Annotated in this window: 19 protein-coding genes and 1 pseudogene; 15 read left to right on the top strand and 5 right to left on the bottom strand. The window is 43.5% G+C overall.

Annotated elements, in window-relative coordinates; translation table 11 throughout:
* Positions 1–90: 90 nt before the first annotated feature.
* Complete coding sequence (locus tag RS891_RS19865; RefSeq protein WP_113052032.1) at positions 91–1,137, bottom strand: aromatic ring-hydroxylating oxygenase subunit alpha; 1,047 nt, start codon at positions 1,135–1,137, stop codon at positions 91–93.
* 361 nt (positions 1,138–1,498) lie between these two features.
* On the opposite strand from RS891_RS19865, the gene RS891_RS19860 reads away from it, so the two are divergent.
* Entirely contained in the window at positions 1,499–1,948 is a 450-nt protein-coding gene (locus tag RS891_RS19860; RefSeq protein ID WP_315792981.1) for a carboxymuconolactone decarboxylase family protein, read from the top strand.
* Positions 1,949–1,981: 33 nt separating this feature from the next.
* A complete protein-coding gene (locus RS891_RS19855) occupies positions 1,982–2,908 on the top strand; it encodes a sigma-70 family RNA polymerase sigma factor (protein ID WP_113052034.1) in 927 nt (308 codons plus the stop codon).
* Positions 2,909–3,055: 147 nt separating this feature from the next.
* Here RS891_RS19855 and RS891_RS19850 read toward each other — a convergent pair whose 3' ends face one another.
* A complete protein-coding gene (locus RS891_RS19850) occupies positions 3,056–4,012 on the bottom strand; it encodes a hypothetical protein (RefSeq protein ID WP_315792980.1) in 957 nt (318 codons plus the stop codon).
* Positions 4,013–4,228: 216 nt separating this feature from the next.
* On the bottom strand, positions 4,229–4,855 hold the full coding sequence (locus RS891_RS19845; protein WP_315796376.1) for a spore coat protein: 627 nt from the start codon (positions 4,853–4,855) through the stop codon (positions 4,229–4,231).
* A 150-nt stretch (positions 4,856–5,005) separates the two neighbouring features.
* Here RS891_RS19845 and RS891_RS19840 point away from each other — a divergent pair, with 150 nt between their 5' ends.
* From RS891_RS19840 to RS891_RS19830, 3 genes are all read left to right on the top strand, one after another.
* Positions 5,006–5,539: a hypothetical protein gene (locus tag RS891_RS19840; protein WP_315792979.1), complete on the top strand. Its 534-nt coding sequence runs from the start codon at positions 5,006–5,008 to the stop codon at positions 5,537–5,539.
* Between the two features lie 34 nt (positions 5,540–5,573).
* Positions 5,574–6,296, top strand: coding sequence for a DUF1361 domain-containing protein (locus RS891_RS19835; protein WP_113052038.1), 723 nt, complete (start codon positions 5,574–5,576; stop codon positions 6,294–6,296).
* Positions 6,297–6,377: 81 nt separating this feature from the next.
* Entirely contained in the window at positions 6,378–7,406 is a 1,029-nt protein-coding gene (locus tag RS891_RS19830) for a serine hydrolase domain-containing protein (protein ID WP_113052039.1), read from the top strand.
* Positions 7,407–7,510: 104 nt separating this feature from the next.
* Here RS891_RS19830 and RS891_RS19825 read toward each other — a convergent pair whose 3' ends face one another.
* Positions 7,511–8,485 carry a serine hydrolase domain-containing protein gene (locus RS891_RS19825; protein ID WP_113052040.1) on the bottom strand — a complete coding sequence of 325 codons (975 nt, stop codon included), beginning with the start codon at positions 8,483–8,485 and terminating at the stop codon, positions 7,511–7,513.
* 322 nt (positions 8,486–8,807) lie between these two features.
* Between RS891_RS19825 and RS891_RS19820 the strand changes: the two genes are divergently transcribed.
* The 7 genes and pseudogenes from RS891_RS19820 to RS891_RS19790 all read left to right on the top strand — a co-directional run bounded on the left by RS891_RS19820 (position 8,808) and on the right by RS891_RS19790 (position 16,684).
* Positions 8,808–11,144: an ABC transporter permease gene (locus RS891_RS19820; protein WP_315792978.1), complete on the top strand. Its 2,337-nt coding sequence runs from the start codon at positions 8,808–8,810 to the stop codon at positions 11,142–11,144.
* 10 nt (positions 11,145–11,154) lie between these two features.
* Positions 11,155–11,919 carry an ABC transporter ATP-binding protein gene (locus RS891_RS19815; protein WP_113052042.1) on the top strand — a complete coding sequence of 255 codons (765 nt, stop codon included), beginning with the start codon at positions 11,155–11,157 and terminating at the stop codon, positions 11,917–11,919.
* A gap of 28 nt (positions 11,920–11,947) precedes the next feature.
* Positions 11,948–13,273: an MFS transporter gene (locus RS891_RS19810; protein ID WP_315792977.1), complete on the top strand. Its 1,326-nt coding sequence runs from the start codon at positions 11,948–11,950 to the stop codon at positions 13,271–13,273.
* Between the two features lie 204 nt (positions 13,274–13,477).
* Positions 13,478–14,551, top strand: a complete 1,074-nt coding sequence (locus RS891_RS19805) for an ankyrin repeat domain-containing protein (RefSeq protein ID WP_315792976.1) — start codon at positions 13,478–13,480, stop codon at positions 14,549–14,551.
* Between the two features lie 68 nt (positions 14,552–14,619).
* Positions 14,620–15,162: pseudogene (locus tag RS891_RS19800) on the top strand (aldo/keto reductase); the annotation flags it as partial.
* 95 nt (positions 15,163–15,257) lie between these two features.
* Positions 15,258–15,842, top strand: coding sequence for a cupin domain-containing protein (locus RS891_RS19795; protein ID WP_063563127.1), 585 nt, complete (start codon positions 15,258–15,260; stop codon positions 15,840–15,842).
* A gap of 170 nt (positions 15,843–16,012) precedes the next feature.
* Positions 16,013–16,684 carry a hypothetical protein gene (locus RS891_RS19790; RefSeq protein ID WP_113052046.1) on the top strand — a complete coding sequence of 224 codons (672 nt, stop codon included), beginning with the start codon at positions 16,013–16,015 and terminating at the stop codon, positions 16,682–16,684.
* A gap of 104 nt (positions 16,685–16,788) precedes the next feature.
* Here RS891_RS19790 and RS891_RS19785 read toward each other — a convergent pair whose 3' ends face one another.
* Positions 16,789–17,676, bottom strand: coding sequence for a LysR family transcriptional regulator (locus RS891_RS19785; protein WP_113052047.1), 888 nt, complete (start codon positions 17,674–17,676; stop codon positions 16,789–16,791).
* 112 nt (positions 17,677–17,788) lie between these two features.
* Here RS891_RS19785 and zwf point away from each other — a divergent pair, with 112 nt between their 5' ends.
* The 3 genes from zwf to gndA are packed head-to-tail and all read left to right on the top strand — an operon-like array spanning position 17,789 to position 21,492.
* Positions 17,789–19,306 carry a glucose-6-phosphate dehydrogenase gene (gene zwf, locus RS891_RS19780; protein ID WP_113052048.1) on the top strand — a complete coding sequence of 506 codons (1,518 nt, stop codon included), beginning with the start codon at positions 17,789–17,791 and terminating at the stop codon, positions 19,304–19,306.
* Positions 19,307–19,349: 43 nt separating this feature from the next.
* Positions 19,350–20,015 carry a fructose-6-phosphate aldolase gene (fsa, locus tag RS891_RS19775; RefSeq protein ID WP_063563123.1) on the top strand — a complete coding sequence of 222 codons (666 nt, stop codon included), beginning with the start codon at positions 19,350–19,352 and terminating at the stop codon, positions 20,013–20,015.
* Between the two features lie 58 nt (positions 20,016–20,073).
* The gene (gene gndA, locus RS891_RS19770) at positions 20,074–21,492 is read left to right on the top strand and encodes an NADP-dependent phosphogluconate dehydrogenase (protein ID WP_315792975.1); all 1,419 of its coding nucleotides are present in this window, start codon (positions 20,074–20,076) and stop codon (positions 21,490–21,492) included.
* Positions 21,493–21,563 lie beyond the last annotated feature (71 nt).

The following is a 21,563-nucleotide window of genomic DNA, read 5'->3' as shown; positions in this document are numbered from 1 at the left end:
TTATAAGCGGGGGTAATCCCAATACATGTAGCAATTATAGAAAAAGAAGCGTTCATAGGAACGCTTCTTTTTTGTTCATTTGTTTTCAATTTATGATGTGTAATTTCGTCCCAAACCGAGTTCTGTCAATAACTGACGATAAGCGATAGAGGTACGGTCTGCGGGAATGTGCGCTTCTGCATGTAGATCCAGTGGCAAATCCTCTGGCTTTTGTGATTCCACCATTTCCCGATCTTCTTCAAATACTTGCAAATTAAACTTAATTGTATCTTCAATCGGAGCATCCTTGTCAAAGTTACGGGTAATCGGACAGAATAACCTTGTAAAACGTGCTGAGATGGGAGAGGCGCAGTTCAGAATATTCAGCTTGTCGTTCTCTGGGAAGTGAACCGTAAGTGATGCGGCGAAGGGAGGAAATACGCGGAATTCACGCAGCCACTGAAAACCCTCGGGTGCTACATTATCCTGTCCTTTACCATAGTTGCTAACAGAACTCCAGTATTCAGCGAGCAGTTCATTGCCTTCGCGTTTTACTTTGTACTGTGGAACTTCCGTGTTGTTTCGGTCCCCGAACGTCTCGGTGTGTACGTAGGCAAAATGGGAAACATCGAGAAATCCTTCCATTTGACGTCCAGCAGAACCTGCGATATCAAAGTTTGGGGGGAGGATATTAATATAATCTGGATCATCCCATCCCGGGAATGCAGGAATCTGCTCGTCGGTACCCGCAAGTGAAGTCCAGATCAGGCCATAACGTTCAACCGCAGGATATACGATAAGTTTCAGTTTGGGAGAGATTTTGGAGGCGGGGTGTGCAGGTACGGCGGTACATTTACCCTCACAGTTGTAACGGAAACCATGATACGGGCACACAATTTCCCCATCTTCTACCCAACCTTTACTGAGCGGAGCGCCACGGTGAAAACAAAGATCCTTGGCAACTACTACTTTGTCATTGCTGCGATACAGGACCAAGCGGACATCAAGCAATTGGGCGGCCAGTGGTTTATCTGTCACTTCACTTACCTGGGCAATCGGATACCAATATTGAGATAATACATGCCAGTCTTCAGCGGAGAACGTGCAGCCGCGAGGCAGTTCGGAAGTAAGTTGAGAATTAGAATTAGAAGTTATCATGGAAGTCACTCCTTGCTAGGATAATGATTCGTTCATTTTTTTCGTGTCAGGAAAGTTTACTTAGTAGCCGTATGTTACTACTTTTTTATTTTGCGTATCAATATGTATAAGAATTATTTGTTCAAAATTACAAACAACACATCAAACAGCTAACATAAATACTGAAAACCCTGTTTATACATAACGCCTTAGGTGAACTATATTCATGTCGGGCAAGCTCCACGCAGATTAATAAACTTATAACGTTTTCAAGCTAAATCTGTGTCTGAATATGCGTTAGAAATTTTTTTATAGATAAATGTCACAAATGTGAGCCTTGGTTTGTCTTAAGGTTGTAGACCAAAATACGGAGGCGAATGCAATGAGTTTAAGAGTGAATTATAGAGTGGCTAACCAGGGTGCTTTCAAAGCAATGATGGCATTGGAGCAGCACATTTCAGGTCAGTTTGAAGACAAACCGTTATATGAGCTGCTGAAAATCCGAGTATCCCAAATCAATGGTTGTGCGTTCTGTCTTGATATGCATGCCAAGGATCTCTTGAAGCTTGGAGATTATGCCGATCACATTTTGCTGCTGAGCGTGTGGCGCGAGGTGCCTTTGTTTACGGAAAAGGAACGTGTTATGCTGGAGCTGGCTGAGGCCGTAACACTTATCTCGAAACAAGGGGTACCACTTGAATTGTATGAAAAAGTTAGAGAACATTTCAGTGAGGCCGAAGTGGTGGATCTGATTATGGCGATCAACACGATTAATAGCTGGAACCGGATTGCCATTACAACAGGGATGTATCCAGGCTGCTTTAATAAGTAAACATTCGACCATCTGCCAGAGGAGGCCATTCTCATGAAATTCAATCCCCTCACCAATGAGCCGGAAGTGTCTTCTCTGGAAGTTGGTGAATTGTATATTCGTTACAAAGCCTATGCCTTTTCCATTGCTTACCGCATGCTTGGCAGTGTTGTGGAAGCTGAAGATATTGTGCAGGATTGTTTTGCAGAGCTTCAGAGCAAGTCTCTTGATGATATCCGTAATGCCAAGTCCTATATTGCTAAACTAATCGTAAACCGAAGTCTGAATCTGCTAAACTCTGCCCGCAATCAAAGGGAAAGTTATGTTGGAGAATGGCTTCCGGAGCCGATGAGTTATGGCGAAATGGGAAATATTCCGGAAGAAACCGTGCAGCAGAAGGAGATGATCTCCTATGCTTATCTGGTTATGCTGGAACAGCTTTCCCCGATAGAGCGTGCCGTTTTTGTACTTCGTGAGGCTTTCCGGTATGAATATACGGAAATAGCGGATTGGCTGGGCAAATCGGAGAGCAACTGTCGTCAGATCTTTAGTCGGGCCAGACGCAAGCTTCCCGATAGACTTCCGCTGGTGGAACAAAGTTCTGCGGATTTTGCTGCAAAAGAGCAATTGCTGGCTCGTTTTACAACCGCTTTTCTAAATTATGATGTCTCCGAGATGCTTGAGCTGCTTGCCGAACAACCCGTTTTTACGGCAGATGGTGGTGGACGTGTGCATACGGTCATGAGAACGATGAGAGTTCGTAAAGGTGTGCTCGCTTTGTTGACCTCTCGCCGAGTGCTTACCCGATTGCGAGAACGAGAGTGGGTGCCCACATTGATCAACGGAGAGCAGCACTTTGCGTTACTGGAAAACGGACAGTTGTCTGAAGTTCTGTGTTTGGAACTGGACACTCTTGGAGAGCGAATTGAGGGGGTCTATCTCGTTGTGAATCCAGACAAACTTACATCGGTATCGAGATAATACTTTTCTGAATGGAATAAGAAGCGCTCAAGGCATGCTAAAGCGGCACATCCTGTAAAGAGGAGTACCGCTTCTTTTTTTAGGTTCGAAACTGTAGTTAATTTTATTGTGAACTAACAACATCCATTTTGGACCGGTTATTATTTATTAATCATTGGCAAACAGGCTCTCAACATGGTCAGTGATTTCTTTGATTTCTGGGGTAAGTTCGTCGTTACTCTTATCGAGAAGATGCAAAATCTTATCCACTGTATCCAGAAGTACACTCTTCGTGTTAGGCTTCCTATTTGCCACCGCCTTTTCATATGCTTTTTTCACTTCTGGATCGATAGTACGAATTTCTTCTTCCGTGTACCAGTCATAGGCGGGAGAGTTATCGCTTCCATAAAACAGGTATCCAACGAACAGTGAATTCTTGACTGCTGACGCACGATTTGAGCTTGGAAAGTTATTCAGGAAAGCTTCCTTCTCTAGAGTACGCCGGATGAGTTCATCCCAGGTTATGATAAAGGCCGCATCGGAAGTCGTGGCCTGGTTGGATTCCGCTGCCATAATATCAATATAAGCAATAATGTCAGGTTTCACGTAGGGCTGAAACTTTTTGTACACCTCATAATTGATGATGGGATAGTATAGACCTTCACTGGTTTCCAGTTTGAATCCCAGATCGGAAGCTTCCTGCAAGAGCTTGCGAACCGTCGGATCTTTAATCACTTTGAGCAGACTGCTATATGTAAGCTTTTGTTCATAACCTATGTTGGTATGGGCTTCATAGAGAACGTTTTGAAACAGTTCCGTATACATTTTTTGATCCAAGTCAGCCAGTCTGATCTTTTGCAAATTCTCCAGTTGAAGGGTCATCAAGGTGGCCTGCCAAGGCCCGACTTCATCGATATGATTCAATAGATATTTACGTGCATGAACCAGGCTGGACGTGGATTTCACTGCGTTTTTTGAATACATTTGAAATTGATGATATACGGCTTTGGAAGCTGGGACAGGTGCAGCCAGTGTAGTTTGGGATGTTATCAGAGTTGCACAGATGGCGGTAAAGCTTAATGTAATGGCTAGAAAACCAAGTTTAATCGATGGATTCAACCGCATTCAAAAACCTCCCATGTTACATAATGAGTAGTTGTGACCACATTCTGATTAAACCAGTTTCTGGTAATCGAATCAAGATTGAATTACTTAAAAATAGAATGTGTTATTCAAGATATGTTGCATACATGAGATGATTATGGAAATAACAAAGAACAGCATCTTTCAACCTTGAGTGGGTTGAAGATACTGTTCTTTGTTGATCAGGCTTATATTAGATTAATGCAGAGGTGGTTTATTGTTCTGTGGCATCTGAGGGGCCCCATTTGCTGGAACGTATGCCTGAAGCATCTGTGTAGTATCATTTGCATTTAGCTGAGGCACTTGATAATAGGCGTGGTGATTTTGATACATAAAAATTTCGTAAGCCATCTCGATAAACTGTTGAACCTGCGAAGCGATGACCCGGCGTACGGCTCCATTCGTAATTTCAGGTGCAGACATAGCCAGCAAAGAGGCGTGAGACTTAATTAACCCCAGCATATGACCGCTGATTCCAGCATCTTTGACATCGGTGAGGGATTGATTTGGCTTTTTTGGTGCGGACGGTTTGAGGCCATATACAGGCGGAACGATATTTGGGATCATGTAAGTTGCTGTCTCCTGATGAGGCTTATGTCCAGTTGAAAAACATTCTGCAGTCAGATTGTATTGAGATAACATGAAGTTGTACTGACGATCAAGAATATTAAGAAGTTCGGTATCTTGTACAAACGTTCTGAAGATCATGTATTGATCCAATACATTGATGGCTCCTGACAAAATTTCATGCATATCAAACATTTCATGCCCCCCATGGTTCAAGTGGAGTGTGAAGTCTGAATTTGGTTTGTTAGCAGGTTGCATTCGGTTTGGAGGCTGCATTGAATTTGGATTCATTGTGAATTTGATTCTCCTTTGGGAAATGGTATGATCCTATTATGATCTTCAACAGTAAATTTATGTAATGTGTGATGGTTATAAGCGAAAAATAGAGACAGGTATGGTGGTGGTTGGATGGAAACCGACTGGAGTGTTCCCAAAGCGTTATTCGTTAAACATTATGGGAGCGCTGTTCAGATGCATCGTGGTGGTGTTTATACAGAATATAAGCAATGGGATGTGCCGCAAGAGCTGGAGCAGACATGGATGGAAGAAAGAATAGGTCAGTTAACCTCTGAATTATCCATCATGAACTGGGACGCGGTTGATGAGCTTACGTCGATTTCCAGATATCATGCAAATCCGCTAATTATTGCTGCAGTCACAGCATTCGCATCAAGACAACTGACGAGTGCGGACAGTATGGTGCGTCTAGTGTATGCGGAACATCTTATTGAGTTGATCAAGCGATATGAATCGATTATTCGGGTGGATAAGTTGCGTGAAACCTATCAACTGACAATGAACTTGTTGGAAGATGTAGTAACGAAACCGTTGGTGCTTGATCCAGGACATGAACTACAGCAATATGGGTTGAAGGATAAACGTGGACTGAATCTGCGTGTGGAAAAGAACAAGGAAGAGATTATCCGTTATTTTCGGAACTGAATGTATTTCATTGGATCAAGTGAGGTAAATATCATTGAGAAAACTGAATTATATCAAAATATTTATTTTCCTTAGTGTGGTCACAGTGGTGACCCTAGGTTTGTATTACGCGGCTGCGGATTGGCTGGATCAGCGCTATTTTCGCTTCCTTATCTGGAATCTGTTTTTGGGCTGGATTCCTTTTGTATTCTCATATGTGGCCTATGGTTTTAGCCATGTTAAATGGAAAGGGGCATCATGGTTTGCCGTTGCAAGCGGACTGCTCTGGTTGTTGTTCTTCCCAAACTCTTCCTACATTGTAACGGATCTTGTTCATCTGACTGCACGCAGTTCCCGCTATTATGGTGGAGCCAATGGATTGGATTACAAGTACTGGTATGACTTAATTGTGGTCTTGATGTTCGTTTGGACGGGATTATTGCTAGGTTTCCTTTCGATGTATCAGCTTCAGGAAGTGATCCATCACAAACTGGGACGATGGTTTTCATGGATCTTTGTGCTAGGGGGTTGTGCACTGGGGAGTTACGGTGTTCTGCTAGGACGTGTATATCGTTTGAACAGCTGGGATGCCTTAACCAATCGCGAGACGCTGGTTGAACTTATGCATGAGAGTGTAAGTCGTCCATCGCTGGCTTTCTGTATGTTCTTTGGCACGTTTATACTTACGATCTACGCAACGCTTTATTATTTAATAAATACACATCGTAGGAAGGCGGAGCTGGGAAGTTCCGAGGCGGATCTGCAAGGCTTGCGGTAATGGGACGTTTAAATTGGATAATAACGTGATTGAATAGCATCTGAGCATGGAAATTATTAGAAGAATTTAGGTGAACGATAAATGAAGCGTATAACGGATCTGACACGCAGAATAACAGAAGTGATGGAGAATGTTGATTTTTCGGGCGTAGTTTTGATAAAACAAAACGAGCATACCCTATTAAGTACGACTCGTGCATATGCCAATCGAAGTGATGAACGTTTGAATCAGCCAGATACACGGTTTGGCATTGCATCTGGATGCAAGATTTTTACGGCAGTGAGTATATGCCAATTGATTGAACAAGGAAAAATATCGTATGATTCCAGATTGGCAGATGTCTTGAGCATTAAGTTTCCTCTATGGGATCAAGGAGTCACAATTCAGCAGCTGTTAACACACACCTCAGGTATCCCGGACTATTTTGATGAAGAAGTGATGGAGGATTTCGCTGAGTTGTGGAAGGAACGGCCCGTCTATTCAATGCGCAAATTGAATGATTTTCTGTCGATGTTTCAGCATCAGCCCATGAAATCTGCTCCGGGTGAACGGTTCCATTATAATAATGCTGCATTTATCGTATTGGGCCTCATTGTTGAAGAGCACACGGGGCAGTCGTTTACGGATTATGTAGAACAATATATTTTCAAAAAGTGCGGCATGTCGGATTCGGGTTATTTTGAGACAGATCGTCTTCCCCGTAATACTGCGATCGGATATATGGATCAGGAGGACGACTCGTGGACAAGTAACATTTTTTCCATTCCTGTTAAGGGTGGGGCTGATGGTGGAGCTTATACAACAGCGCCGGATATGATTCGTTTTTGGAATGCGTTATTCAGAAATGAACTGTTGGGTAAAGAAACAACAGCAAAGTTAATCACGCCATATGTCCATGAGGATGATGAAACCTATTATGGGCAGGGGATCTGGATTGATCGGAGAGGGGGAGAGTTATTTAAATATCATGTGATGGGTTTCGATCCTGGTGTGTCGTTCATGTCTTCTGTATATCCAGATCACAACGTGCAGGTTGTTGTTCTCTCCAACAAAGATTCTGGTCCTTATCACATAACAAAGGCTGTGGAAGAGGCTTTGGTGAGACCTTAGCTGAGGATTGATGTTAAAAAGTAATTGAATAACCCTATAGTTACCGGTGAATGCCGGGTAAGCTATGGGGTTATTTTGTATGTTTCACAACTCAAAGAGAAGTTTTATAAGAGTTTCGCCAATTGAGGTGCAATCTGTTTGGGGAATACATCCAGCGGAGGTTTTTCCTTCTTTCGTTTGTCATTGGTGAGCACGACAACGAGTTCCAAAGCCGGGACGATATATACAAATTGTCCGCCAAATCCACGGGCGTAATAATAGTGAAGTATGGAAGTGGGCTGTTCTGTAAACTTAGCTTCTGCAGTTTCGTTAGTATAAGCATCCACCCACCAATGCCAAGCGTAACTACCATGATTGGGTGGAGTAACCGTAATGGCAGGTTTTGTAGAGCGGCTAACATGATCACTCGAAATCATCGACTGCCCGTTCCACATGCCCTGCTGCAAAAACAGTTGTCCGAATTTCAGCAAATCCTCCGGCAACAGCTTTAAGCCAAAACCCCCGGTATGTACACCCTGTGGGTCGCTTTCCCATTCGTACTGTTGGATTCCCAAGGGGCCAAACAGATAACGTTCCGCAAACTCGGCTACGGATATACCTGTACTTTGCATGAGGATGGCAGACAGTATCTGTGATACCCCTGAATTGTATTCCATATATGTACCTGGTACATGACTTAAGCGCTGCTCCAACGCAAAATTCACCCAGTGATCTGTACGAGTCATACGCGGAAAAGAATTCTGTCCTCCGAATTCGTCCCAGTTAAATCCGGCCGTCATGGTTAATAACTGCTCTAACGTAATCTCCGATTTACGTGGGTCAGGATCTGACACCAGTTGCGGGAAAAAGGTGGAGATTGGAGTAGACGCTTCGGGCAGCCATCCGTGATCCATCGCAATACAGATGAGTGCGGACAGCACACTTTTGGTACATGAATTGATTTTGGCAATATGGGTGCCTGCTTCTTGATTGCGGTAGTGCTCGTATATGATCTCACCACGCATGCTAACTAAACAACTGCGCAGATCCAGTGGCGGGATGATTTGATGCAACATGGATGGTATGGATGAAGGATTCATAGTTTCCTTTCTTATTGGGGAATTATCCCATAAATTGAGTGTTCATTAGAAAAGGTTTGGATCATTATCTTAGCATATGAATAAATAAGTTCTCAATTCATTCTCATCAGACTTCGGGATTAGTAAGAACTGGACCGCAGACTGATTCTGTAGTTCATATTTATTGATACAATCGGGATACAAAATAAATGGGGTTATTTTACAGGAAATGAGGAACATGAGCTTTGGTCCATAGGGTTTGACATATCGGTAAACGTAATTACATAAAGTGTACCTGATTATTCCAAAGTAGTGTTCCATACAAAGGAGCTAGTGGTTATTCATGCTATTACGTATGTTGAAAAATGATCTTATGAGGAAAAAAGGAATCAACATCGCTCTATTTGTTTTTATTTTACTGGCGGCTTTACTTGTTTCTTCAGGTACACGAATGATTATGGAGTTAACAAGTTCAATTCACTATTTATTTACAGAATCCAAGACACCTCATGTTGTGCAAATGCATGCAGGTAAATTGGATAAAATGAAGGTGAATGAATGGGCACAGGCCAATGAGATGGTAGATAAACACCAGATCGTAGAAATGATTAACATAGACGGTGCTCATTTGTTTTTTGGAGCGGAGGCGGAGAAAAACAGCATTATGGATCTTGATTTTGTTGTACAAAATCAGGATTTTGATTTTCTGCTGAATCTGGATAGTGAGATTGTGCGGGTGAATGATGGAGAAATTGCGGTTCCCGTTTATTACTTGCAGCAGAAGAAATTGGGCATTGGTGACCGTATTCATATTAAAGATGGTTCTTTCAGCAGAACATACAAGATCGTGGAATTTGTACGTGATGCTCAAATGAATCCATCGATCATTCACTCCAAACGTTTTGTCATCAGTCAGGCTGAATTCCAAACCTTGAAGCAACATACGGGAGAGTCGGAGTATCTGATTGAATTTCGTCTTAGAGATTCCAAGATGATCAGCGACTTTACCCAAGCCTATCAAAATACGAGTTTGCCAAACGCTGGTCCTGTGGTGAACTACAATCTGTTTCAGTTGTTGAATGCATTGACTGATGGGGTAGTCGCAGCTGTAGTCATTCTGGTCAGTTTGATCTTGATTGTGATCGCTGTACTCTGCATTCGTTTCACCATGCTCGCCACCATTGAAGAAGATTATCGAGAGATTAGCGTCATGAAAGCTATTGGCATATCCGAGAATGATATTAAGAAACTCTACTTGAGCAAATATGTTGTTATGGCAGGATTGGGCTCCATCGCTGGCTTTCTTGCATCACTATGGGTTAACCGTTTGTTCATGTCCAATATGATGCTCTATATGGGGGAAGCTCCCAAAACATGGTTGCACTACGGCATAACCTTGTTTGCTGCTGTCTTCATTTTTGCCATCGTGGTATTTTTCTGCAACCGTGTACTTCGGCGTTTTAATCACATTTCAGTCGTTGAAGCATTACGTTCGGGCAGTATGGGTGAGACAAAAATAAGTCAAAACACACTAAACTTGTCCCAAAATCGGTGGTTATCGGTTCCAGTTTTTCTGGGTTTAAGAGAAGTCATCCAACGAATGAAAATGTTCCGTTTGCTGTTGTTTGTATTTATTATAAGTTCATTTATTATGATCGTACCTATAAATTTCCTCCATACGTTACAAGCTCCTAGCTTCATTTCTTACATGGGTGTAGGTCAAAGTGATATGCGTATTGATCTAAGGCACTCTGAAGATATCGAACAGCGTTACGCTGAATTAATTGATTATGTTCAAAAGGATAAGAACGTACTTCGATACTCACCTCTTGTCACAAGCCAATTCAAAGTGTTGAACAGTGAAGGTAGCTACGATCATTTAAGCGTAGAGACAGGTGACTTTGATGTTTTTCCTTTGTCTTACGTAAACGGCGCGGCACCGAAAAATGAAAATGAAATTGCTTTGTCTGATGCGAACAGTAGTGACATGGAGAAGAAGAAGGGAGATACCTTGGTACTAATCGTAAATGGACAGGAAAAAACAATGACCGTCAGTGGTGTATATCAGGATGTGACCAATGGTGGAAAGACTGCAAAAGCACGGCTGCCTTATAACAAAGATCGTGTGCTCTGGTATGTCGTAAGTCTTGATTTAAAAGATGACGGTAGTAAAATCTCAGATAAAATTGCGGAATATGAGCAGGCGTTCTCACCTGCAAAGGTGACTGATTTAAAAGGTTACTTATATCAAACGCTTGGAGGAACAATTCATCAGCTTAAGTTGGTTACGGTGTTGGCGTTTATTGTGGCAGTATTGGTTACTATCCTGATCACTTCATTATTCTTGAAAATGCTTGTCACAAAGGATAGCGGTGATATCGCGGTTTTCAGAAGTTTGGGATTTGCCATCTCCACTATTAAATTCAAATATGTATCGATGTCCCTTATTGTTTTGGGTGTAGGGGTCCTTGTAGGAACCATATTATCCAATACGGCAGGCGAGTGGCTGATCAGTACAATAATGGCTTCTTTCGGAGCGTCCCATATGGTCTTTGTCATTGACCCGTTACAAGCGTACGTACTTTGTCCGCTGCTGCTGGCAGCAAGTATTGTCTGTACCGCTCTTATCAGTATTCAATCTATCAAAGAATCCAGCATTTCCAAAATGATTGTCGAATAGGGGGATGACCATGACTACGATCCTGGAAGCCAAAAACGTGAACAAATCGTACAGTACTGGTGAGCGTGAGAAACATCCTATTTTGAAGGATATTAATTTTCAATTGAAGAAGGGCGAATTTGTCTGCATTATGGGCCCGTCGGGATCAGGAAAATCAACCTTGCTATACAATGTCAGCGGCATGGATCAAGTAAGTAGCGGAAGTGTTTATTTTGGTGGAAAGAAAATTTCGGATCTATCGGAGAAAGAATTGGCACAGCTTCGCTTGAACAAGATGGGATTTATATTTCAGAACATCCATCTGTTGAAAAATCTGAATCTACTCGACAATATCATTCTGTCTGCTTATCAGGCCAAAAAAAGCAGTAGGGATTCCATTAATACACGAGCACACAATTTAATGAAAAAAATGGGGATTAATGAACTGGCCAACCACAATATCACTCAAGCATCGGGTGGACAATTGCAACGGATTGCTATCTGTAGGGCATTGATCAATCAGCCTGATATTCTGTTTGGTGACGAACCCACAGGGGCACTGAATTCACGTTCAACCAATGAAATTATGGATATTCTCTTAGACATTAATGCTTCTGGAACAACTATATTAATCGTTACTCATGACGTCAAAGTCGCAGCTCGATCTGAACGGGTTTTATTCATGATAGACGGTAAACTGGTGGCAGATCGCAACATGGGCAAGTTTAACAAACAGCATGACCTTAAAGCGAGAGAGAGCAGCTTGGGTAAGTGGCTAACGGATCACGGGTTCTAACACGGTTAATTGGAGAGGGGTTTATCCAATGAAACAGATGGAGAACAGGTCATTTGGCAAATTTCTGTTGGTATGGTTTGGACAGCTCATATCTACAATTGGGATCGGAATGACAGCATTCTCCCTTGGAGTGTACGCATTTGAGAAAACCCATATGGCGACAGTTGTGGCGCTGATTACACTGTTTACCTTTTTGCCTAATATCTTGTTGCGGCCTATAGGTGGAGTCCTTGCAGATCGTTTTGACCGACGTATGATGATGGTCATAGGTGATCTTGGTTCTGCCGCTGGTCTCGTTTTTATCTGGGTCATGATCCTGATCGGAAATATTGAACTATGGTATCTCTATGTTGGCGTCACTTTCAGTTCCATGTTCTCGGCTATTCAAAGTCCAGCCTATAAGGCTTCAGCCACCGATTTGCTCGATAAAGATCAATATTCAAAGGGTAGTGGCCTGATGCAGCTGGCCGAATCATCCAAGTTTTTATTTTCGCCCATTATAGCGGGCATTCTGCTCAGTATAACAACCATTGAAGTCATTCTGATCATTAATATGTTAACGTATCTGGTTGCGATCCTGGCGGTACTTGTTATCCGCAAAAGCATTAAAGCAGAGCGAAGTAATGCTGAGAGGAAACCCTGGCTTGCTGAGCTTAACGAAGGCTGGATTGAAGTCACTACGAATAAAGGCGTGCTTCTGCTTGTTATCATTATTTCAATCATCACATTTTATTTGGGATTTCTTGAGACGCTCATTGGTCCTATGATCTTATCGTTCTCGGATTCAAGGACGCTTGGAACGTTCCAATCTGTGAGCGCGATCGGTATGCTGATCAGTAGTTTATGTATTGGCATGTTCATTCTAAGTAAAAAATATTCAAAAATACTTGTTCTGGGTCTGGTTATATCCGGACTATCATTCTCCCTCTTGGGATTTTCCACCAATATTTATTTCATTATCTTTGCAGGCTTCCTGTTTTTGGCCTCACTTCCTTTTGTCAACATGAGTGCAGATGTATTAGTGCGTAATAACATATCCAACGAGAAACAAGGCAGGGTGTGGGGCATCATTGGCATTTTATCGCAATTAGGTTTTATTGTGTCCTATAGTCTCGCAGGATTTTTGGCAGACCGTGTCTTTAACCCGATGTTGGTGGAAGGTGGATCACTCGCTTCGACCGTAGGATCATATATCGGCGTTGGCCCAGGAAGAGGCATTGCGCTGTTGTTTATTATTGCAGGGGTATTTGTAATCGTTATTGCAGCCATCACTTCTCAACTTAAATCCATTAAGGGGTTAGAGAAGGGGAGCGATGTTGTGTCAACAGACCCCACGAATTTAGCGCATGATTAATTGAGTCGATGTGATGTAGTTTAAAGGATGATATCGGCCCCGGAACTTTATGTTTCGGGGATGGTTTGTTTGAAAGGCTTTAGGACTGGAATCATGATTTTGGTAGAGGTTTGTACAAATCAAAAGGATAGCAGGTATACTAATAATAATGAGCATCAGGGGCTTTTAGTCGTGTAGATATTTAACCCGTGGGAGGTTATAGCTTTGTTCAAAATCGGAAACCAAGGTACGTTTGAAACGTTGCCTGATCACGCCATGGCGATTTATAAGGGAGATGTTATTGCTGTAGAAGAATTCATTAAACAGGGCATGGATCTCGAAAAAGAGATTACGCTCAGCAAATACATAGCATTGACGCCATTGGATATTGCCCTAATCACCAATCAACAGGCAGTGGTCAAGCTTTTGGTGGATAATGGAGTAAACTTGAATGTAAAGGATAATCCAGCGATCCTTAAGGCGGTCAGATATGGCGGGGAAGAGATCATCTCATATTTGCATCAGAAGGGTGCCAAATTGAACGGTTTGAGCAAGGTGAAGTCAAATGCGTATGATGAAGCCTATTACGGTAACAAAAAGAATATCGCAGTGCTGAAGGGCCTCGGACTGGATATTCAAAAATATGGTGGAAAAACGTTACGAAAAGCCGTTTCGAATCACGATATGAAGATGGTCCAGTATTTGCTGGACGAGGGCGTGGACATCAATTACAACGAGTCCGATATGGTGTATCCATATAAGGCAACACCGCTTACGGTAGCAGCTCGCAACAACAATATGAAGATGGTTCAATTTCTGGTGGAACAGGGGGCGGATGTGACCATTCAGGAGAAGGACGGAGAACGAGCATACACGATTGCGATTAGTCAGAAGAATGCGGAAATGGCAGAGTATTTGAAAGCTCATGAGCCGCAAGACTTTCACAATCTGAGCAATAAATTGCATGTACTCAAATCGTACAAGCTGCCTAATGCATTAATCCGTTTTCTATCGGAAGGTCCGCGAAGAATCGACTTGCCAGACAATTCGTCCAGCGTGGGATACATCGAATTCTTCCATCTGATCGATACCGTAGAGATGAAGCTGGGCAGACAGAAACTACTGCGCATATCCTCTAACGCGGATCAGTACTCCTATATCCTGATCGTCTGGAATCCAAGCAAAAAAATGATTGGCTACGCAGATATTGAACATCAGGAGATTGGAAATATATGTACGATCCCTGAATTTCTAGCTGACCCGAGTAAGAAGCTCACAGAATTTTTCGATCAAATATAACTAAGGATTGATAATGCAATTATTAAATATTTATTCACGAATGTATACGTAAATTAACAAGAAAGAGCCTGGTACAGCAGGGTAAGATCCGTTATATAGGTCTGTCGGAAGCGTCTGCAGAGACAATTCGTCGTGCGAATGCCGTTCATCCCATCACAGCACTCCAAACAGAGTATTCATTGTGGAGTCGTGAGCTTGAGGATGAGATATTGCCTTTGCTTGGCGAGTTGAACATTGGGCTTGTACCCTACAGTCCATTGGGGCGCGGCTTCCTAACAGGTCAGATCCGATCGATAGACGACCTCCCAGAGGACGATTATCGTCGTCATTATCCACGTTTCCAGGGTGAGAATTTCGAGAAAAATCTGGAGGTAGTGCACCTGATCCAAGAGCTGGCTATGCAAAAAGGATGCACTGCTTCTCAGCTCGCACTCGCCTGGTTACTCGAAAAGGGGGAACATATCGTTCCGATTCCAGGTACTCGCAGTTTGGAGAGAGTCCACGAGAATCTTGGTGCCTTACAGGTTTCTTTTACCAATGATGAATTGGCTGAGGTTGAACGGATAACTCCCAAAGGATTTGCCGCAGGCGGCAGATACCCGATCGGATAAAAATTGCGATGGAACCGTGTCCCCGGTATTATCTCCGCTAATTAGCGCATACAGTACAACAATGAGATGTATGCCTATAAGGAGGAAACAGCGGTATGACTAATCCGATCCTACAAGCCCCGAACGTTCAACTGGCGGCCGATTCGACAGCGGTGTTGAATTATCAGCGTGATTCGCGCAATTATATTACCCAGTTGTTTGGACCGCAGCTGCCTACGATCAAAAATGGATTCTTCAATGTACACATGAGCAAAGGTATTATTGTTCAGCCACACTGGCATACAAATGTGACCGAGATGGTCGTTCTGATTAACGGGGAAATTACCACCTCTGTCTACGATCCGTTTAAGCGGGAGCGGATAAGTTATCACTTGAAGCCAGGTCAGGTTTCGATATTCCCACAAGGATGGTTTCACTGGTTTGTGGCGGAGACCGATGATGTGCACTTGTTGACGATTTTTGATCAACCTACACCGGACATTGTGCTGGGGGCTGACTTCCTGGCTGCAACACCGCCTGAAGTTGCCCATCGTGCGTACTGTATTGATGAGGAGGCTTACAGGACGGCAGTGGCATCCATCAAAAATGACGCTATTTTGGGACCTCCGATTGGATGTGTAGATTCTGTTTCCGATCAGGCGATCAAAGCTTCCAAATCATCCAAAAACTCAAAGGGGTAACGTTATCTCGTTCTCCTATCAAATGAACGATTTCAGGCCCGTGATCGGAAAATTTTCCGATTACGGGCTTAAGTTTCGTTCCAATTAACACATTCCGAATTCTCTGTTAAGATAGGCATAACATTGGTTTGTTACAGTAGTAGCACTCAAAGAATGTGGAGGGACGATCCATGACCATGACTGAGCAAGAAATGCTGGAAACCGCGATGAGTTATGCACCAGTATTGATGTTTGATCGAAATGAACCCTTTTACCCGGATTATGTAGGCGTTTCCATTCTGGATCAATCAGGACCTTCACCGTCATTCCAGCGGGAAATTCATTTTCCGGTTGAGGCAGTCCAATATGTGATTGAATTTTCGATTTGGTGGGATTATGAAATTGGGCACTTGTACGAAATGGAGCATGTGTGGATATATGTGGGCCATGACGGTGAAGTCGTGGATTGTGAAGCCAGCTTCCATGGCAGAGTACTTCGGGGATTGCTGAAGGATCGAGTGAATGTGGTTGGACGCCATGTGTGTCTATACTCGCAGCCAGGTAAACATGCTTTTTCTCCGATCCCTGTAGTGTTTGAACTGTTGCCGGATTTGTATAGTGCAGCAGGCGCCAATGCGGGTTGTGACGGCCTGCTCGTGAACGAGATGTTCAAAGGTTATTTCCAGACCAATGAAGAGATTGATGCCAGCGTGCGTAGTTTCCTGCAGACTAAGGCGTTTGTTCCCTCTATGGAGTTTGAAGAGTTTTTGCTTGAGCCAAGTCTATTCATGTCCTGGCAGCAACTGTTTGCTATGATTCCTGAGAGAATTGAGAGCAGATTGAGAGAACTTGATTTAAGATAAGAATTGGTTAGTTGTTTACTTGGAAAATGAATATAAAAAAGTGCTTCATCATCCTTTTGGAATGACGAGGCACTTTTTTTTGTAGACCTGTAGACTAATGAATCTTAATCTGCCTTGAAAATGAGATCCATAAACCGGTTGGCTGCCAGGGAAATTGGCATATTACGCTTTGTCATGATGCCCACATGTGAAGGGGGCAGGGCAACATCCAGCTGAATTTCAAAGAGAGAGCCTTCTTCCAGCTCTTTGGAAATAAATTCACGGGTAACATACGATATGCCCAATCCCCTCCGAGCAAACTCGATTAACAAATCCACACTGCCGACCTCAATTTCAGGTTTGAGTGTGTAGCCATAGCTGTTGAACAGCTCCGTAATTGCCATCCGAACCCGGCTGTTTCTGGAGAAAAGAATCAGTTGATGTTCCAGCAGCATTTCTAATGTCATAACTTTATCCTTCAGTTGGGCATAACGTTCGCCCGCGACAAAGCAGTCTTTGAGCTGGATACTTTCCCTGACCTCAAGTTGGGGATCGACAATGGGCATCCGCACAACACCCAGATCAATTTTGCCTTCTTTAAGAAATGTAATGACTTCCGGCGTTGTCCCATGACTTAGATGCAGCTTGATGTTAGGGTAAAGCACATGAAATTCTTCCAGATAGGACAGCATGTAATGCTTGAACAGCGAATCACTGCCACCAATCCTTAGTTCCCCGTTGTCTAAATTCTTCAAAGCAGCCATTTTCTCCTCGGCCAGAGAGATCAGAATCTGGGATTGTTCAATATAGGAATACAGACTTACACCTTCCTGTGTTAACGCAACCCCCTTGGAATTTCGGTAAAACAACGTGAGGCCAAAGCTTTCTTCCAACTGTTTAATGGCATGACTGACACTTGGTTGAGTAATATATAGCGCTTTGGCGGCTTGGGTCAAACTGCCTGTTTTGGCAGCCCAATAGAATACCTTATATAATTCATAATTTGTTGTCATAGATATCGTCTATAGCTCCTGTGAAATATATTAATTACTTGTATGGCTATGAAACGTATTATAGTGTAACTACAGCAAAGAAACCAGAGTTACTTGGAAGGAGAATAGTGAGATGGAACCAACGAGCATTATTTTATTTGGTGCGACTGGCGATTTAGCCAAAAGAAAAATATATCCAGCCTTATATAATTTATACATTGAGCAAAAACTTCCGGCATCCTTCTCGCTGATTGGCTTGGGACGCAGAGAATGGTCTGATGAATTCTTTCAGGCACAAGTGGAAAAATCATTAAATGAATTTTCCAGACGCCCTGCTGATCCTGAAGTTGTAAAATCATTCGTACAGGCTTTCCGTTACAGTGTATTGAATATAAGCCATAAGGAAGATTATATAGAGCTGTTAAATTTAGTGGAACAAAGAGAGGCTGAACTTGGCATTCCATCCAATCGTCTGTTCTACCTTTCGGTTGGGCCAGAATTCTTCGAACCCATTGCAGAGAACATTCAGGGTAGTGGACTTGGATCAACTGAGGGCTGGAAACGCCTTGTGATCGAAAAGCCATTTGGACATGATCTACAATCAGCTCGTGACCTGAATCGCAAATTAAGCGAAGCGTTCACCGAAGAGGAAATTTATCGGATTGACCACTATTTGGGCAAACCAATGGTACAACGTCTTGAAACCTTGCATCAGAGCAATCCGATCATGAAGGCGTTGTGGAACAACCGTTATATCTCCAATGTGCAGATCACCGCTAATGAGACTGTTGGCGTGGAAGAACGGGCATCCTATTATGATCATGTAGGCGCTGTGCGTGACATGTTCCAAAATCATATGCTGCAATTGCTTATGATGATGGCGATCCAGCTTCCATATAACAGCACCTCGGAAAAAGTCGGTTTGAAGAAAAAACACATCATGGAATCGATCCAGCCACTGCAAAAGCAAAACGTGGGTGCAAGCGTCATTCGCGGACAGTATGCTGAAGGAAACATTCAAGGCAAATCCGTTAACGGATATGCAGCTGAACCGGGTGTTGCCGAGAATACGATGAATGATACTTTTATTGCTGCCAAATTGCAGATTGATGACTTCTTCTGGCGCGGAGTACCTTTCTATATCCGTACCGGCAAACGAATGAAGGAGAAATCAACTCGCATTGTTATCGAATTCAAGGAACCATCCGGACAGGCTAACGTGGTTAACGGTTCCAAACCGAACCTGCTTGTGATTGAGATGAGTCCTGATCAGAGCATGACGCTGCAGCTGAATGCAAGCGACCCTCAAAACAAAGGGGAGTTCAAACCTGTTCATATCGATCTGTCACCAGATCGTGAGGACCTGGCTGAGGCTTATGAGAACTTAATTCATGACGCATTGCATGGCGATCCAACGTTCTTTGCCCATTGGGATGAAGTAGAACTGTCTTGGGCTTGGGTACAACCTATTCTGGATGCATTCCAGGAGAATTTGCTCCCACTTCATCTGTACCCGGCTGGAAGTTATGGACCAGCAGAGTCGGATGCGATGCTCGCTGCGGAAGGGCACCACTGGTGGTTTGACCAACCTGCCGATCAGCTGGCTGAAGATGATATTGAAGTTCCTCTGGCTGTTAATGCAAATCTGTAACATAAAAAAACAAAAAAAACATATCCCTTGGAGGTAATTGAATATGAAATTTTTCATCGATACAGCAAACTTGGTAGACATCAAAAAAGCATACAAAATCGGTGTACTGTCCGGTGTAACAACAAACCCGTCATTGGTAGCCAAAGAAGGCGTGAAATTTGAAGATCGTATTGAAGAAATTTTGCGTGAGGTACCTGAAGTTGAATCCGTATCTGCAGAAGTAACACCAGATGCAATCACGGCTGAAGAGATGATTGCTCAAGCAGACGAACTGATCAAAATCAATAACAACGACAAAAACATCACAATCAAGCTGCCAATGACACTTGCAGGACTTGAAGCTTGCCGTTACCTGACCAAAAAAGGTGTGAAAACCAACGTAACGTTGATCTTCACAGTGAACCAGGCGCTGCTTGCTGCTCGTGCAGGTGCAACATATGTATCCCCGTTCCTGGGACGTCTTGATGACATCTCCGAAGATGGCGTGCAATTGGTTGCCAAAGTTGCTGAGCTGTTCCGTACACATAACCTGGATGCACAGATCATTGCGGCTTCTGTAAGACATCCGGACCACGTTACACGTGTAGCAATGGCAGGAGCACATATCGCTACTGTTCCATTCTCCGTCATTGAACAAATCTCCAAACACCCACTGACAGATCAAGGCATGGAGAAATTCGCAGCAGACTGGAAAAAAACAGTTCAGTAATAAGATTGTTGATCTCGAATTTTAACCTACTATATATAAAGAGTATTGGGAGGACATAATGAGTAAACAACAGATCGGTGTCATCGGACTTGCAGTAATGGGTAAAAACCTTGCCCTTAATATTGAAAGCAAAGGATTCTCGGTATCGGTATTTAACCGTTCCCCGGAGAAAACGAATGATCTTCTCAAAGAAGCCGAAGGCAAAAACCTGACAGGCGCGTTCTCGATTGAAGAGTTCGTAGCTTCCCTGGAATCCCCACGCAAAATCCTGATCATGGTTCAAGCGGGTAAAGCAACGGACGCTACCATTGAACAACTGCTGCCACACTTGGACGAAGGCGACATCATCATTGATGGAGGGAACGCATACTTCCCTGACACCCAACGCCGCAGCAAAGATCTGGAAGCCAAAGGTTTCCGCTTCATTGGTGCTGGTGTATCCGGTGGTGAAGAAGGCGCACTTAAAGGCCCGGCAATCATGCCAGGCGGACAAGAAAGTGCTTATCAGTTGGTAGAACCGATCCTGACAGCGATCTCCGCTAAAGTTGGCGACGATGCTTGCAGCACATATATTGGACCAGACGGTGCTGGACACTACGTGAAAATGGTGCACAATGGTATCGAATACGGTGATATGCAGCTGATCGGAGAAGCGTATCATTTGCTCAAATCCGTGCTGAATGTTTCCGTTGAAGAATTGCATGCCATCTTCTCCGAATGGAACCAAGGCGAGCTGGATAGCTACCTGATTGAAATCACGGCAGACATCTTCTCCAAATACGATCCAGAAACCGGCAAACCAATGGTTGATGTCATTCTGGATGCAGCTGGACAAAAAGGAACAGGTAAATGGACAAGCCAAAGCGCGCTGGATCTCGGCGTACCATTGTCCATGATCACAGAATCCGTATTCTCTCGCTTCCTGTCTGCAATGAAAGACGAACGCGTGGCAGCAAGCAAAATCTTGAATGGACCTGCGGTTGAGGCATTCTCTGGCGACAAAAAAGCGTTCATCGAGAATGTGCGCAAAGCGCTGTTCGCAAGTAAAATCGTATCTTACGCACAAGGTTTTGCTCAAATGCGTGCAGCTTCAGACGAATACGGCTGGGATCTGAAATACGGCAACATCGCCATGATCTTCCGCGGTGGCTGCATCATTCGTTCGCAGTTCCTGCAAAACATCAAAGAAGCGTATGACAAAGATGCAGCACTGAAAAACCTGCTTCTGGACCCATACTTCCAAAACATTGTTGAATCCTACCAAGGTGCATGGCGTGAAGTTGTTGCAGCTGCGGTAACGCAAGGAATTCCGGTTCCTGGATTCTCCAGCGCGTTGTCTTACTATGACAGCTACCGCACTGAGCGTTTGCCTGCAAACCTGTTGCAAGCACAACGTGACTACTTTGGTGCTCACACATTCAAACGTGTGGACAAAGAAGGTTCATTCCACTTCCAATGGATGGACACCAACGAGTAATATGTAATTCGAGATCATTCAGCATTCCTGTGCTTGTTCATGATGTTAGTCAGTCATGAGCGGACGCAGGA

This window comes from Paenibacillus sp. BIC5C1, from assembly GCF_032399705.1.
GTDB lineage: Bacteria > Bacillota > Bacilli > Paenibacillales > Paenibacillaceae > Paenibacillus > Paenibacillus taichungensis_A.
This window is presented reverse-complemented; position numbering and strand designations above follow the sequence as displayed.